The 17,428-nt window shown below is 47.4% G+C and carries 5 protein-coding genes; 1 reads left to right on the forward strand and 4 read right to left on the reverse strand.

What is annotated here, in order from left to right; all coding sequences use genetic code 11:
• Positions 1-28: 28 nt before the first annotated feature.
• From NX845_RS09965 to NX845_RS23450, 4 genes are read right to left on the reverse strand one after another with little or no spacing between them, the layout of a single operon-like run.
• Complete coding sequence (locus NX845_RS09965) at positions 29-5,965, reverse strand: beta-ketoacyl synthase N-terminal-like domain-containing protein (protein ID WP_260256793.1); 5,937 nt, start codon at positions 5,963-5,965, stop codon at positions 29-31.
• Entirely contained in the window at positions 5,962-8,010 is a 2,049-nt protein-coding gene (locus NX845_RS09970) for a PfaB family protein (RefSeq protein WP_260256794.1), read from the reverse strand. The genes NX845_RS09965 and NX845_RS09970 overlap by 4 nt, the downstream gene beginning before the upstream one ends.
• Positions 8,010-15,851, reverse strand: coding sequence for a type I polyketide synthase (locus tag NX845_RS09975; RefSeq protein ID WP_260256795.1), 7,842 nt, complete (start codon positions 15,849-15,851; stop codon positions 8,010-8,012). Before NX845_RS09975 ends, NX845_RS09970 begins: the two co-directional genes overlap by 1 nt.
• Positions 15,851-16,042: a hypothetical protein gene (locus NX845_RS23450; RefSeq protein ID WP_017076779.1), complete on the reverse strand. Its 192-nt coding sequence runs from the start codon at positions 16,040-16,042 to the stop codon at positions 15,851-15,853. Before NX845_RS23450 ends, NX845_RS09975 begins: the two co-directional genes overlap by 1 nt.
• 527 nt (positions 16,043-16,569) lie before the next feature.
• On the opposite strand from NX845_RS23450, the gene NX845_RS09980 reads away from it, so the two are divergent.
• On the forward strand, positions 16,570-17,403 hold the full coding sequence (locus NX845_RS09980) for a 4'-phosphopantetheinyl transferase superfamily protein (RefSeq protein ID WP_102540291.1): 834 nt from the start codon (positions 16,570-16,572) through the stop codon (positions 17,401-17,403).
• Positions 17,404-17,428 lie beyond the last annotated feature (25 nt).

Genomic DNA, 17,428 nt, shown 5'->3' on the forward strand with positions numbered 1-17,428 from the left:
TTATTTCTTTCCTAGTCCCGTGTCAGGATTATGCTTCTTCGATACAAATCGCGATGTCTTTCACTTCGTAAATACGCAGACCATCTTTGCTTAGGTTTGCGTCACCAACGATGATGCGTTTACCGTCTTCATCTTTAATCGCAGTGATGTGTACATCCAGAGACATCTGTTTGTTCAGAGGGTTAATCTGACCACGATATTTCCATTTCACTTCCGATTGGATTTGACCAAACTTCGGATTGCGGAAGCCAGCGCCTAAATCTTTATTAAGTGCGTAGGTTTGCATCAGCTCGATGATCGCTTCGACACCTAGAGAACCTGGCATTACCGGATCTTGATGGAAGTGGAACTGGAAGAACCAATCGCTCGGGTCAATCGTACGCTCTGCGTATAGGTAACCTAGGCCATCTTTACCACCATCGCTGGTGATCTGTACCGTATCGATAAAGTTCAAACGGCCGCCAGCCAGTTGGTAGTGCTCTTGCACTTCACCCGAAGCAGAAATAGGTGCATTGAAGTAACGCGTCGTTTTGTCTAGCAGGTTGATGTTTACATCCGGTGTGCGGTTGTTATCAACGTGCCAAGGGTGAGTCACTTTACCGTTGTCTAACCCCAGTTGGTCTTTCAGTGCTGCGCCTTTGAAGTAACCAAATACAGCTGTACCTTGGTAGAAAGGCACGCCGTCAGTGCTCAGTTCGAAGCTGAAGCTCTGTACGATGTTGGTGCCCATCATTACTGTTGAAAGCAGACGAGAATCGTTGGTGATCGTTTTGCCACGCAAGTCGACGTTACGCAGCATTTTGCCGCTACCATCTAGGTTACGGAAAAACAGTTCTTCACCTGGGAAGCCCAGTGTTGTACCCATGTAGCCTGAGATGAAGCCGTTTGGCTGCAGTGAAATCTCCATCAATACCGAGTAAGGCATTAGGGTTTGGTGGCTGTTTTCATCAAAGTACCATGCATTTTCTGGCACTTCGTACTCTGCGATACACGATGAAGGCTTCTTGAAGTCGCCACGCTTACCGTCGATCTCAACAACACGAGTAGTTAGCTGTAGGTCGCCACACGGAGTACGTGGTGGGATCATGCCACGGTAGATAGAGAAATCAGGACCGAAACATTTCTCGATATCGCCCGTTGCGAATTCGAACATGTGATAAGGCGTGAATGGAACCGTATCGGGTGTGCGATTTGGGTAATCTGGAGTTACCGGAGCTTCAACGTGTTGAAGAGGAACCACACCTTTGTTTGGCGCTGTTGCTAGGTCTTCAATTTGCGCCATAAGTGGCGCATTTACTGAAGCTTGTTGATTAACTGCTGGTGTATGGCCCAAGCTTTTATGGTCCAAGCTTTCGATAACAGGGATCGCGACAGCTGATTCTAAAGAAGGCAGATAACGAGTACATTCGTCGTCTTCTTTGATCATCACACCCAAGTTTTGGAAATCAACAATCACTTTGCCGTTCAGCAAAATATCGATGTTAGCTTTCGCGTATGGGCGAGGGCTTAGACCAATCTCGGTCACTTCCATGCGGTAAGTCAGTTCTGCAGATTGCGGTAGAACTTGGCCACGACAACGTACTTGTTGAGGGGCATTTTCAAGCGGTTGGAAACGACCATTTTGAACAAGTGTGTGCATGCCAAGGTGCATCATGAAGAACTGAAGCAGTTGACCACAACCTTCTGCCATCAAAGAGCCAGCCATTACTGAATCATCTTTGAAGTGACAAGGGAAGTACCAGTGCTCAGGCTCAAGCTGTTTGTGACCTTCAATCAGACCAAGTCCCCATGTGCCGCCTTGCGGTTCTACACGGCTAACCTTTTCGATCATCATGAACTTCTCTGAGCTGAAGCATAGAGAAGGCTGGTGGCGATTAGATTGGTGAGTCGGGCCAAAACATTCTGCAATATTTGCAGTCAGTAGATGACGTAGTTCTTGGTGGTTAAACTGAGTTTTAGGGCAGTGCAACATAGGGTCGAAGCGTTGCTTAGTTGCAAGCTTACGAGCCTTGATTTCGTCTTCAGTGTGAATCACACCTTTGCCATCTGCTAGCTCTTCATCAGTGAAGAAGCCCGCACAACCGTTATCCATTTTCAGGATCATCTTGTCGCCAACGAAACACTCGTACGAGAAGAAGAACAGTAATGTGTCGCCATTGCGAGCAAAGTTGTTGATTGAGATATCGTAACGCAGTGTATCGCCACCACGAGGCAAGTCGCCAAGGAAGGTCAGCGTACAATCAAGCAGGCGATAAACACGCTCGCCTTTGTTTTCAAAATCAATGCCTAAGTAGCTGATCAGCATTAGGTCACACTGACCAGATTCAACTGCAACAGCCCAAGGGATCTGACCATCAACAAGATACGGCGCATCAACTGGGATGTCGTATTCGGTGGTCATTGTGCTTGGCTTGTACTCGTTCATTGTCGCGTTGAGCTTAGTGACACGAGATACCAGTAGGTAGTCGGTGGTTGGCAAACGAACGCGGCGCGAGTAGCTATCGATGATCGCGTAATCAGGACCAAATACGTTAGCGATGTCGCCTTCAGCGTATTCAACCAGATCATCGTAATCCCAGATACATGGTTTACGGATCGGTTTCACTGGTGCTGGTGTCGCAAGTACGTTGACTGGCGTTGACTGAACCTGAGCTGGTTGAGCTTGAACAGGCTGAGCTGATGTTTGCTGACCATTCGTTTGTTGAATAAGGGCTGAGCTATCTAAACCAGACGTAATTGCGTTTAGCTGTGCTTTTAATAGCGCATCAGCCATTTGCATGCCTTGGGCACGTGTGTGCAGGAATGCTTTGTGTACCTGTTGAGCTGCTTGCTGATTTTGAGCAAAAGCTTGGTTGTATGGTGTTACAGACGGCTGTGATGCTGCATCCGTATTAGCGTCGATATTCGATACGCCATTTTTAGCGGATAGGACATGAGTCATATTGCTGTGGTTACCTGTTAGCTGACTGTGGCGCGTTGGCGCCAGAGTAGGGGATACTGATGTAGGAGTTTCGATGACTGGCTCTACCACGTTCTGCGCTAATGCTTTCTTCTCTAACTCTTTTTGCGCAAGGGCTGCTTGAATGCTTGCTGTCGTTGGAATCGACGCCACTCTTACTGCTTGTTTACCAGAAGCTTTCTGTTGAATCGTTGCCAAGTTGGTCACTGGGGTTTGGGCAATATGTTGATAGATATCACGACCACCAAGAGTCACTTGCTTAACCAATTGACGTTTAGCATCGCTCGCCAGTTCATTGCTTAAACGAACGGAAAGTGACTGAGATTCAACACTCGACTGGCTTAGTAGCAGCTGTGAACATTGTCCTTCGCTGATGTTGGCAACAATAGCGTTTTTAGAGCTGACATTTGGATTCAGTGGCTCATGGTTCAGGTTGAGCAGACCGTGTAGCAGGCTTGCCATACCAGAAGCTGCAGAGCAGTGACCTACACGCTGACTCGCTTGAGTCGTCCTTGTGCTCGCTAAACTTAGAGACGAAGACTGATATGACGAAGACTCTAGTGCATGGTTAAGCTCAAGCAGAGAAACATCGTTCGAGCTCATACCGACTTGAGTCAGTAACTCATCAGCAACGGCGTTGTTATTCTCGCTTGAACCAAAGGCCAATGCGTTGATGCTGCCGTAAGCCGTATCTTGGTTGCTCGCTACTTGACTCTCTTCAACAAGAACAATTGCACCTGCGCCTTCGCCGACATTCCAATTGCCGTCTTGCGGTTGGCCGAACTTTGGAGAAAGTGACACTGGGCTCACGCTGTTCTTGAGAATCACATGTTCCGCACTGCCGCTTAGGTCGACGGCTGCAATCACAACGGCGTCCATCGATTCTTGCGACATGAGGTTTTGCGCGACATCGATACAACGAGCAACCGACTGTTCAGCGGCTGAAATCGTAAAGGCAGGGCCGTTAAAGTCCCACAATGAAGAGATACGCGAAGCCATGATATTGCCGATGAAACTGGTGTATTGGTTCAGCTTGGCTGCGTCCATCACACTGTCCATCGCGATGGTTTCTAGCGATTGGTATTCGTCTTGTGTTAGCTCAATACCCATGTTGGCAAAGCTGTCCGCCAGTTGGCTATGCAGGTTTACGCGTCCACGGAATTGGTGCATCTCAAGCTCAGTTTCCATCGCAACTAAAACTGCAACCTTTTGGCCAGCCACAAGCTTGGCATCTTTGATCGCTTCGTCTGCAACTTTCATCAGTAGCAACTGCTGAGAGATCAAACGGTCATCTTCATTCGGCGGCACTTTAAAGCGTAGGAAATCGAGATCGAATTGATCGATGTACGCTCCGTTTGGAATGCCGTGTAAACCAAACTGATTCAGTAGTTCTGGATGTTGGTCTAAGCCTTTCCAGCGTTTCTTAGGCAAAGCAATGAAAGCATCGTTGTTGGTTTCAATTGCAGTGCTCAGCGCGTTGATACTTTGCAGAGAACCGAAGTGAGACGCTAGGCCAGTAATGCTTAAATTAGACGGTTGTAGGCTTGGAGATGCCGACTCTAAAGTCTGGGTTACATGACTCGTGTCTGAATACGCTTCAAGTAGTAAGTGAGCGTTACAACCACCGAAACCAAATACAGAAACACCCGCACAGCGCTCTTGGTTACCCGCTTTACTTGGCCAAGGTTGAACTTGTGTTGGCAGAGTCTGTGATCCAAATAAACCTTCAGGCGATGATAGTGGCTTGTCCAAATTAATACTTGGCGGAAGTACACCTTCTTTCATCGCAAAGATCATCTTCATGATCCCTGGCATACCTGCCGCAGTCAGTAAGTGACCGAGATTTGACTTCGCAGAGCCAATCAATGGCGGGTTAGAACCATTCAATTTGTCAGCAAAGAAACGCTCCATTGAGGTTAACTCAACCTTGTCACCTAATGGCGTGCCGGTTGCGTGACACTCAATCACTTCGATGCTGTCTGGTGTTAGGTTTGATGCCTTGTAAGCGCGTTCAAAGGCTTGTACTTGTCCTTTGCTGTTTGGGCTTAATACGAACTGGCCACGGCCATCGTTCGACAAGCCAATACCGCTGACGACTGCGTAAATGTTGTCGCCATCACGCTCTGCATCAGCTAAGCGTTTTAGGACTAAAACACCAGCACCTTCGCCAGCAAACAAACCTTTACTGTTGCTATCAAACGGAACCGACACACCGTGGTCTGGGTAAGCGTGGAAGATTGAGAAACCCATGTTGATGAAGAATGGGTCAGCACCGGATACCGCGCCCGCCAACATCATGTCGGCTTTGCCCGTGTTCAAGTAATCACACGCTAACTTCAATGAATACACTGAGCTTGCACATGCGGCATCTAGGCTAAGTTGCACGTTGCCTAAACCTAATGCATCAGCCACTAATTTCGAGGCGTTGTGTGCTGCCGCACCGTTGATCGGGTTGAGGTCTTGCGCGGTTTCATTGGTTGGTAGCAGTGAAAACTGGTCATTAGCCAATTTCGCTTGTAGTGCTTTCTCGACCACAGAGTGATACATCGGTAGAAACAGGTCGTTTGAGCGTGTGGTTGGGAACGAAAGGGCACCCATGATCACGCCGGTACGCTCTAAAACATCGGCATTCAGATCAATGCCGGCGTCGACTAAAGCCTTGCGACTGGTATCCAAAGCCCAAAGGAAACTCTGGTCGACACCGTTGAATGACTCGGCTGTTAAGCGGTAGCCATTGCTGTCGAAATTGAAGTTTTCGATGTAGCCGCCTTTATCACAGTAAAAGCGGTCTGATTCACCTTGCACGCCCTGATAGCTTTCAGGCTTAGCGCCTAACTTTTCAGCGCTTAATGTGGTTCGAGAATCTTTTTTATCTAACAAGTTTTGCCAAAAATCTTTTGGCGTATCCGCTTCTGGGTATTGATTAGCAATACCGACAATCGCGATCTTATTGCACTTCACTTGCTGTTTGTTCTGAGCCTGATACTGGTTCGATTGAGAACTCATACTAGCTCTCCTTGATGATTCACTGCGCTGCCTTGAGACGCACCACTTAATTGCTTAGCGGCGGTGATCTGTTGTTCTAGCCCTTGGATAAGAGGCTCGACAGACAGTGGAATTTGATGAGTAATGAGCTGACCAATGCACTTGATGAGCGTGACAACATCGTCACCGCCTTTGGCATTGGAAGCGATTGTGCAGTAATGGTCGGCTACGTCGTCGCTACGATTGATCTTGTCGATCAATGTGCTGGTTTGACGATCGGCACCCACTTCAACAAACAGACGAGCACCTTGTTGACGCGCACTCTGGATCAACGCGGTGAAATCTAACGTCGAACAGAAAGTGTCGGCAATCGAAAGGGCGATGTTGTCGCTGTCGATATTGATTGGTGCGCCAGTCGGTAGACCTGCTGCGCTGATAAAACGGATATGCTTTGGCAATTCGTCAAATAGTGGTTGCGTGTAAAACTCACGCACTTGGCTATGCTGGCTTAGTGCTGGTGTGGTGTGCATGGCAGTCACACGGTTCGCGGCAATGCCACGTTTACCAAGCTTTTTGAGCAATGCACGACAAGTGCTTTCACAGCCTGCCAGTACGCAGGTATCGCCTTGGATGATAGCGAGATAAGCGCGTGGGAACTCTGGTAACAGAGCCTCAATCGCTTGCGCATCACTTCGAACCACAAAGCTATTCCATTGGATGCTTTCGTCGCTGCTTAGTTGCCAATCTTGACGTACTGCGGTGAGTTCGCCAGAAATAGCCGTGGTGAAGATAGGACTGGTTTGAGTCATCTCAATCAGCGCATGTGGGTTTTTCCAAACATTTAAGCTGGCCCACATTGAAGCTTCACCCTTGGAGTAACCCAAAGCGAAATCTGGCTGCACTTTGAATTCATCACATAGCAGTTGTGTTAATAGATAACTACTGCCCACACCTGCAATGGCCAATTCACTGAGCGACATTTCTTGCGAGTCTTCAGCGTAGGTTTTGTCAGCCTGCAGCATCTCTTTCAAGTTACCTTCGCGCTCTAAACGAGCAAATAACTGTGGGAAATGGTGGTGAAATTCGCGCAACATACCGGGATAAACCGTGCCAACACCAGGGTAAACAAATGCAACGCCACCTTTGCTTTGAGGCTTGGGTGAGAAACAACTGCCCGCAGGAGTCTTGTATTGGCTATTGTCAGCCATTACTTTTGGCAACGCATTTTCTAGCGCTGTGATCTCTTGTATTGCAGCCTCAATTGAAGCCGCTTGAATCACGATGTTCGCACCACGGCCAGCATTGTGCTGAACGCTTTGAAAATGGCTTAGATTTGAATGCATCAAGCTGGCTATAGCAAGTTCACGGTCTGCCGATTCGTTAACGCATTTAAGCTCTTCTCTTAACGAGATTAACTGAGAAACCAATTCGGCTTGTTCGTAGCCTGAAACCACAAACATCAAACGCTCGCTGGATAGTAATGGTTTTGGTTCTTGCAAACCGGTCGCTTGAGTCAATATCAGGCTGGTGGCTTTCTGGCTATCGTCACTGAAAGTTAACGCAACAACACGTGCTTTGTTCGGCTCAGTGAACCAGTAATGGTTAGGGAATGAATGGCTCGGCAATGAACGGCTCGATATCGAATTCACCATATTTAGCAATTGACCGAACTGTTGTGAAGCAGATAAGTCAGAGTGTTGCTGTTGATGGCTTAAATCTGTAGCGGGGCGACGTGACATCTCTAGAGCAAGCTGAACGCTATCTTCGGTAACTGTATCTGCAAAACCCGCTAAATTCGCGTGCGGGTGAATCTTATTCTGAGCAGCGGTCAGCGCACTCAACATCAACAATGATGGTGAGTGAGAATCCAAACAAAGCTTAACCATACTGCCTTGATTGACTGCCTCAATCGCTTGAGTAAGTGCTTGATTAAAATTGCCATCAACCACAACAGTCATTATGTCTGGGAACGAGGGGAATAAGTCGGCAGAAAGCTCAGCCGCATTTGCTGGCTGAGCTAAAAGAGCGATGCGTAATGGCATCGCTTTATCAGAAGGAACAGTCACTATGACAATTGCTCCTTTTCTGGGTTCTTAGTCGCCTCTTTCTTCGATACTGCTGAGCTAGACTTCGGCAAAAATGCGTCGTTTAAGCTCTTGCTGATGGTGACTTTGGCACCTTTCATTACCGCACTTAAACGACCATCTTGGTGGTAAAGCGAGATATCAGCTTGCAGAGAACGAGCCGTGCTTTTTATCACGCTCAGCTCTAGCCAACCTTGGTCACCATTGTGCATCGGTGCGTAACAAACAAACTCACCGATTGCAGACGGTAGGCTTGCCGCGCCGTATTTCAATCGAGCCCAAACCAGCATTGCTTGCAACAGGTAATCTTCAGCAAATGGCTGGCTATCGCCAAAACCTTGCTTAGGAATAAATGATCCGCAGTCGCTGTTTTCAATGTGAGGCAACTGGCATTGAGCCAATAAACCTAAGTCGTCAAAGCGTTCGACTGAGGTAATACCTTGCAATCTTGGTCCATGAAACAGAGTGCCGTCACTGTATAGAGCTTGTGCCGTTGTTACAGGTGCTGAAGTGTTGGCCTCAAAGCGTTTTACTGACGCTTGTTGAACATCTTCAGAGACTTGCACAGAGGCCACTTGCAACTGAGCTTGATACTGTGGTCGCCCTTGGCAACTGATCACCGCTTTTAGCTGATCTTTTGATTTAGCGTCAGAAGAAAGAACCAGTTTCAGCTCTTGCACTTCATCGGTATCAAAAATCACACCCTTAAGCAGTTTGTAGTTGTGAACGCTAACGTTCACCCCTAACAGTTGCTCTGCCACTTCACGCATCCATTGGATGGCACATACTGTCGGTAACACTGGGTTACCGGCAATGCAGTGATCTTGAATGAAAGGCAATGCCTTTGGATCAAGATGACGTGTCACAGTGATGCTTGTATTCAGCGGACTCTTTGCAAGATGCACAGACTCCGCATTAAGCTTTTTTACAGCAGCTTCCTTGTTGTCAGAACCTTGCATGCTCGTACCAACCAGCAATTGAATGCCAGTTTCGTTCAGCAGTTGAGAGCTAAACAGCTCTGCACCTGCTTGAAGAGGAATTACGTACACACCACGTTCTGTGAACATACGTTTCAGTGCTGCGTTGACCATGCCACCGTCCCACGGTCCCCAATTGAAGCTCATCACTTTCGCTTGAGGGTTACGAGCAGATAGTTGTAGAGCCGCTTTGTTTAGGATTTCGTTAGACATCGAGTAATCACTTTGGCCAGTATTTCCATAGAAACCCGCCGCCGAAGAGAACATCGCAATCAGTTTTAGCTTGTTGCTATCAAGACCACTAAGAACCGCTTCTAGTCCGCCCACTTTCGTGCCGTAAACCATGTTTAGCTCATCGAGCGTTTTGTCTTGAATGTGTTTGTCAGCCAGCACGCCTGCGCCATGGATAAGCCCCGTGATGTCGTCGAAATTCGCCAGCGTTTTCGCTACTGACTCATGGTTCGACACATCTAAGCTTAGGTATTCAGCGCTCGCGCCAATCTCGTTGAAAGCGGCAAGTGCTGCGTTGATTTCAAGGCTGCTCAATACAGGTTTTAGTAAGGCATCAACTTTCTTTGGCGTTGGTTTGTCACCTGTTGCTTGTAAGTGAGCAATAGCCGCTGGTTTTAGCTCTTTCTCTTGTTTGCCTTGTGCCCACTGAGGTAGCTCAGCTGAAGTAATATGCTTACTACGACCTGCAAGAATGAAATGAGACTTACATTGCTTAGCAAGCGTCAGTGCACATTCAAACGTCACGCCTTTAGCGCCACCAGTTACGAGAACTTTGTCGCTCTTGGTGAGTTGAGCGCCTGTGTTCTTCGTTTGTGCAGCTCCTGGTGTTGCCGCAATCAATGTTGCACGACCAGATTCACCGTTTTCCGCATGGCTAAGGCCGATTTCAACCGTGTTGGTATCGATATCGAACAGTTCACCTGTGATAGCTTCAGCTAGGTGACGAGCATCAATAGAAGCGTCAGCATCCAATGCACGGCAGAACACGTTTGACCATTCATGGCTCAGTGTCTTAGTTAGACCAGACAGTGCTGCTTGGTTAAGTTCTGCGTTCGCTAATTGCTTAGTATCTAGGTAACCAAAGCCACCATCGATACGGCTTAGCGTGAAGAACACGCTGCGACCAGGTACCGCATTCAGTTGGCCATTTAGGTGCTTGGCGAATAAGAACGCTGTCGTCAGTGAAGCTCTTGAGTCTGCATTCAAGTTAACCGCTTGCTCGTTGCTTTGTTTAGCATCAACGATAGCTTGTAGGTGAATGAAGCCAGCAATCACTTTGTTCGACGTTTTAAGGTCTGCTTCGATGTCGTTAATAACCGCAGTCACACCCGCATCATCGACGCTGTTGAGTGTGTAGCTTGCGATTTCACTGTTTAAAGGTGACGCGGCAGAAAGAGCACTACGCACTACAGCAACTTGAATGCCGTTAGCGGTCAACTTTTCTGCTAGAACACCGGCGTTGTGACCATCATCTGTGATCACGACACAAGCGTCTTTTGAGAAACAATCGACGAGTTTATCTGCCGCTGGTAGCTTTTTTAGCGCTACCTCATTGTGTGGAGGAAGTTCCGCTGTCGCTGTTTCTGCGATAGGCGTTACTGATTCAGCTTTTGGAGTCGCTACAGGTGCAGCAGCGGATAGCTTGCTTTGCATGTAAGTAACGATTTCACCCAGAGTACGACACTCAGCTAAGTCTTCAGGGTTTAGCTCTGGCAGCGTTGGTAGCTGGTCTTGAACCGTACCCAGGATCTCAACACGTTTGATTGAGTCGATGCCAAGGTCTGCTTCCATGTCCATCGCTAGGTCGAGCATTTCTGCTGGGTAGCCTGTTTTGTCGGCAACCACTTCCATCATTGTTGATTGAACGTGAGCAGGGTTTAGGTCGTTGCTTGCGCTTTCTACAATTGTCTCTACTTCTGCAGCAGGAGCTACTGTCGCTGCTTCCGAACTAGGAGCTAACTTGCTATTCATGTAGTCAACGATTTCGCCAAGAGTACGACACTCAGCCAAGTCTTCAGGGTTCAGCTCTGGCAATGTTGGTAGCTGGTCTTGAACCGTACCAAGGATCTCAACACGTTTGATTGAGTCGATGCCAAGGTCTGCTTCCATGTCCATTGCTAGGTCGAGCATTTCTGTTGGGTAGCCTGTTTTATCAGCCACTACGCTCAACATTGTGCTTTGAACTTGTTCTGCGTTTAAACCGTTTGATACTGCTGGCGCAGATGCTTGAGCTGCTACTGGAGCAGAAGCTGGAAGCTTGCTGTTCATGTAGGCTACGATTTCGCCCAGAGTGCGACATTCAGCGAGGTCTTCAGGGTTTAGCTCTGGAAGAGTCGGTAGCTCGTCTTGAACCGTACCTAGAATTTCAACACGTTTGATTGAGTCGATACCAAGGTCAGCTTCCATGTCCATTGCTAGGTCTAGCATTTCAGTCGGGTAGCCCGTCTTCTCTGCCACTACTTCTAACATGGTTTTTTGAACGACAGCCGCATCTAGACCATTGCTAGCTGTTGCCGGAGCAACTACTGGTGCTTGTGAAGATACTGGAGCAGAAGCCGGAAGCTTGCTGTTCATGTAAGCAACGATTTCGCCAAGAGTACGACACTCAGCTAAGTCTTCAGGGTTTAGCTCTGGAAGAGTAGGCAGTTCATCTTGAACCGTACCAAGAATCTCAACACGCTTGATTGAATCGATACCAAGGTCTGCTTCCATATCCATTTCTAGATCAAGCATTTCCGTTGGGTAACCTGTCTTCTCAGCAACCACTTCTAGCATGGTTTGTTGAACGACTTTCGCATCAAGACCGTTAGCGGCTTGAACAGGAGCAGTTGCGCTTGGTTGTGCTGCCACAGGCGCTGATGCTGGCATCTTGCTGTTCATGCTTTTACTGTTCATGTAGCCGACGATTTCGCCAAGAGTACGACACTCAGCTAAATCTTCAGGGTTCAGCTCAGGTAGGTTTGGCATTTCGTCTTGAACGGTACCAAGGATCTCTACGCGCTTGATTGAGTCGATACCAAGGTCTGCTTCCATGTCCATTTCTAGATCAAGCATTTCCGTTGGGTAACCCGTTTTCTCAGCGACCACTTCTAGCATCACTTTTTCAGCATCGGCTGATTGTACTGCTACTGGTGCAGCCACAGGAGCTGGTTGTGCTTTAACTGGCACAGGCTGAGCTGCAACAGGCGCTGCCGCTTGAGCCGCTACTTGTGGTGCAGGAACGGCTTTCTGGACCGGAGCTTGTTGAACTGTTGTATTTTGAACTGGCGCAGCTTGTACAGGAGCAGCTTGTACTTGAGCTACAGGCTCTTGAACGATAGCTGTTGGAGTAGCTTGAATTACTGGCTGAGCATTTACAGACGCAACGAAGGTTGGTTGTGCCGTTTGTACTGAACCTTGCGTCAGCATATTAAGTGCAGAGCTGTTGCTGTGCGCTTGCATTTCTAGGTAATGAGCGTGAGCTTTTAGCGTTTCAGCTTGGTGCTGGTGGAACATTTCCATAGAACGCTGTAGGTTCTCAGGAATTGCTACGCCTGCTGTTGCCATTTTCGCTTGCTCAGACATTAGGGTGTTGAATGTGTCACCGTATTGCTGAGGAATCGCCAAGAATTGCTGATGTACTTCTGCTGCTTGTTGTTGAGCATTGAAGAACGATTGCAGTGAAGATTCATCAACTGTTACTTGAGCTGCTGGCTGAATAGTCGCTGGTGCAGGTTGCGCCACTTGTGGCTGCTGAGCTGCTGTTACTACTTGTGCACTTGGTGCTGGAGCAACTGACTGTTGTACATTTGAAGCTTGAGGAGCAGCCACAGGTACTTCAACGATTTCTGTTTTAATCACTTCTTTTTCCACGATTTTCTCGACTTCAACTTTCACTTCAACAATCTCAGTCTTTTCGGTGACGTTGCCCGAAGCTAATGATTGATCCATTTTCTTACGAGTAGCAGGGCTGATGTAGTTGGTTGCATTCAGCTTGATGTTCATTGGTGATGCCTTCGCAGGTTCAGCAATGTCAGCTTGGTAAGGGTCAATGTTGTCTAATGAAACACCTGCCACGCACAGTTGAACCGCAGCTAAACGAAGCTGTTGGTCACTGTCGCCTTTAGGGCTTGGGTTGATGCTGATTGCGTAAAGCTCTTCGTTCTTATCAGCCAATGTTTTCTCAACCAGCTTTTGAAGAATGTTTTTTGGACCGAACTCAACGAATACACGCGCGCCTGCTTCATACATCGCTTCAATTTGCTCACTGAAACGAACCGATTGCAGCATGTGTTGCTTGAACGCTTTCTTGATAGCTTTAGCGTCTTTGCTGTGCAGTTTGCCCGTTGCGTTTGAGTAAAGCGGCAGCGTTGGAGCGCTGAATGAAGCTTTATCAATTGCAGAAGCAAATGGTTTTTGAGCGTGAGCAACAAGCGGTGTGTGGAAAGCACCAGACACTGGCAGAGCAATCGCCTTGAAGCCTTGTTCAGTTAGCGCTTGTGCTGCTTGTTGAACCGTTGCAGTTGGACCTGCAATAACCAGTTGAGTCGGAGCGTTGTAGTTGGCAATACTCACGCCTTCGAATTGGCTGATACAGTTTTCAACGGCTGGAAGCTTGTCTGCGTCTAGGATGACCGCAAACATAGTACCGCTGTCGCCTTGTTCAGGTGTCGCAGCCATCGCATCGCCACGAGCGAAAGCTAACTGGTAGTAATCGTCTTGCGAGATAACACCCGATGCACATAATGCGCTTAGCTCACCAAAGCTGTGGCCTGCAACCATGTCTGCTTTGAAGCCAGCTTGAGTCATGATGTCGAACTGACCCATAGACACAGTACCAATCGCACTCTGCGCATTGGCAGTGTTGGTTAACACCGCTTCTTGAGCTTTGGTTGCTTCTGGTGTGAAGGTTGGAATTGGAAACAGAATTTGCGACAGAGCTGTTTTCTTGTGCTGACCAAATACTTGATCCGCTTGAGCAAGCTGTTGGCGCATCTCAGGGTAATGACAAGCAAGCTCGCGACCCATGTTTAGGTATTGCGAACCTTGACCTGCAAATAGCGCTGCCACTTTACCTGCACCGTTTTCAGCAATCAGTGCCGACTCACGGTAGCTAGTACCGTTTGGCATCTGCCAATGTGTTTTGGTTTGGCTCTCAAGCATAGAAACCGCTTGAGTCAGTTGCGCTTGAAGGTCTGATTGGTCAGTGACAACTAAACCAAGACGAGCGTGCTTAGCGTCTACTTCGCGTAGAGCGTGCTGCTCAGCAAGCGCTTCTAGTTTGAATGCCGCATCTGCAGCTTGAGTTGAAACCTGCTTGAGCTCATTGATCAGTGCTTGACGAGATTCTGCGCTGAATAACAGCGTTTGCGGCACTTGGCGCTGACGGTATTTGTCACCGCGAGCGTGCTCTGGTGTGTACTCTTCCAATACAACGTGGAAGTTAGTGCCACCAAAACCGAATGAGCTGATACCTGCACGGCGTGGTGTGCCGTCGACACGTTTCATCCAAGGACGCGTTTGTGTGTTTAGGTAGAACGGAGAGTTCTCGATATCCAGTTTAGGATTCGGAGCCGATACGTTGATCGTTGGCGGCAGTACTTTGTGGTGCAGTGCTAATGCAGCTTTGATTAAACCTGCAGTACCCGCGGTTGATTTGGTGTGACCAATTTGAGATTTCACAGAGCCTAACGCAATGTGTTGCTTCTCTTCATTGTTCTCACTGAATACCGAGTTTAAGCCTCCAAATTCAGCAACATCACCCGCTGCTGTACCTGTACCGTGCGCTTCTAATAGGCCAAGCGTGTGCGGTGCGAAACCAGCATCGTCGTAAGCACGTTTCAGTGCTTTTGCTTGTCCTTCAGGGCGAGGTGCGTAAATACTCTTGAATTTACCATCCGAAGAAGAACCGACACCTTTAATCACTGAGTAGATTCTGTCGCCATCGCGTTCTGCATCTTCTAAGCGCTTCAGAGCAACCATACCGATGCCTTCACCAATCATCATCCCTTTTGAGTCGATGTCGAAAGGTTGAATGGTTTCATTGGTGGTAAATGCAGGTGTTTTAGAGAAACTCATGTACATGGTTGGCGAGTTATCAGTACACACACCACCTGTGATCATCATTTCGCTGCGGCCTTCAACCAGCTCGCTCAGTGCCATACGCATTGCGGCTAGAGAACCTGCACACGCAGCATCTACCACACAGTTGATGCCACCAAGGTCAAAGCGGTTAGCAATACGACCTGAAATTACGTTACCTAATGAACCAGGGAATGAGTTCTCTTCCCAGTGGATGTATTGGTCTTGGAACTTTTTGATCAGCATTTCGCTGTCTTCGTCGTTGATGCCACTGCTCTTGAAGACTTTTTTCAAAACAGGGTATTGCAGGCGAGCATTTAGGCTTTGAGCGATCTTCTGACCACCACCAACACCGAGCGTGATACCGATCTTATCGCGATCGTAGCCTTCAGGCAGCTTGGCATCTTCAAGTACTTCTTTTGCAACGATCAGAGAAAGCAGCTGCGACGTATCAGTCAGTTCTAGGATATTTGGCGGAAGACCGAACTCCATAGGGTTGAAGTCCACTTCTGGGATGAAACCACCGCGCTTACAGTAAGACTTGTCTGGCGTAGTACGATCTGAGTCGTAGTAATCTTCTGGACGCCAGTGCGTATCTGGTACTTCAGTAATCGCATCGATTTTTTCGCTGATAAGGTCCCAAAATTTATTCAGGTAGCGAGAGTTTGCAAACATGCTCGCCATACCAACGATAGCGACAGGCATATCTTTAAGGCGTTTATTCAGTCGAGTATCGTCGACTGATTCCGGTGTATTTGTCTCGGGTTGGCTCATTATGAGTCTCCACTAGAAATCACAGAAAGTGATGTCGTGTTTTGAGGCTGCGCTTTTAAAATTAAAGAAAGAAAATCTGAAACAGATTTAGGGAAGCGCAGCTGAAAATTCAGGTTGCTGAGTGGCGGCAACCAGATAGAAATTAGGCTTTCGAAGTGCGTTGACTTACGAGAGTAGGGGAGGTGTTTCATGCGCGACGGTGGCATTCAAATGTTGAGGCGATGTCCATTAAAATCCTGTTCAAAGTCTGACTAATTGAAAAGTCGGTATCCGCAAAGAAAACGTGTGAATTTGTTTAATGGTTGAGCAGGCTACCCGAGGTGACTTATTGATACAATGCTCCGAGAGGCCACTATGATCTGTTCAGACCAGATGAATTTGGCATGGTTTTGATTTTTGCATTTTCAATTTCATTAACTTGTTGATAATTAATGGTTATGAGTTGTTATTTAGTGTTTTTACTCTATATTTTGATTTGGTGAGATCTATGTCATGTTTTTGTAAGTAACATTTAATGGATGCCTCTTGTGCAAGGCTAAGTGTGATCTGTGTTTTAATTTGTTATTATTTAAAAAATTGGTTTTAAGCCCGTATATGAAGGGTGTTTCCCTCCCGTATTCTCTAGGTTTTACTTAAATCATAGATGAGTTAAATTTGTTCGATTTGGTTGTTCCAATCGTGTTTTGAAGAGTGATTTCTAGAAGTGAGTTCGAGTTAAATGAAAACTTCCGTTGTTGATTTGTGGCTATGTTCTCTGAGTAATTTAGATGACCAGCCAGACAATGTATCGCAGCTCAAAAAGAGACTGACAGCCGATGAGATAGCTAAAGTTGAGCGCTATCGAATGCCCTCATCTCAAATTCAGGCTCTGTATGTTCGAAATTACCTAAGAAAGGTGCTGTCTCGCTATTCTGATTTGATGCCTGAAGCGTGGCGCTTTGAATATGGCGAGAAAGGAAAGCCAAGTTTAGTCGCCAAACAGCAACTCAAGACGGGGTTAAATTTCAATATTAGTCATAGCAAAGAACATTTGTTGATTGCAGTTTGCCAGAGAGAAGGGAAGCAAGTTCAATTGGGTGTTGATATTGAACACGCCAGAAGTTCGACCAATATCGACTCGATCATGAAGCACTACTTTTCAGGTAAAGAATTGGCGGATTTACTTGAGCTCAGCAAAGAAGAGCAGAGAGAGCGTTTTTTCGATCTGTGGGCGTTGAAAGAGTCGTACATCAAAGCGACGGGTAAGGGGCTAGCCACATCGTTGCGAAGCTTTTCGTTCGAATTCTCCAATCTGACGGAGCAAACATTGCCAATTCACGCTTCGGATTTTCAGCCAAATTTGCAGGATGAAATTAGATTGTATCGCGAAATCAGGCTAGATAGCGGGATTGGGTTGGATTTGGATTCTTATCAACAAGACGATATTTCTACAGATTGGCAATGTTGCTTGGGTCGATTAGATGACCAGTATCGTTTCGCCGTGACTCTTGGTGGAAATTTGCTACCCATGCAGATAGAGATGAGAACCTTTTCGTCGTCTCATCTCTTTTAAGCGAGTTTGGTGAAGTAAGGTGAAG

Source organism: Vibrio sp. NC2 (assembly GCF_025195005.1).
GTDB classification, from domain to species: Bacteria; Pseudomonadota; Gammaproteobacteria; order Enterobacterales; family Vibrionaceae; genus Vibrio; species Vibrio splendidus.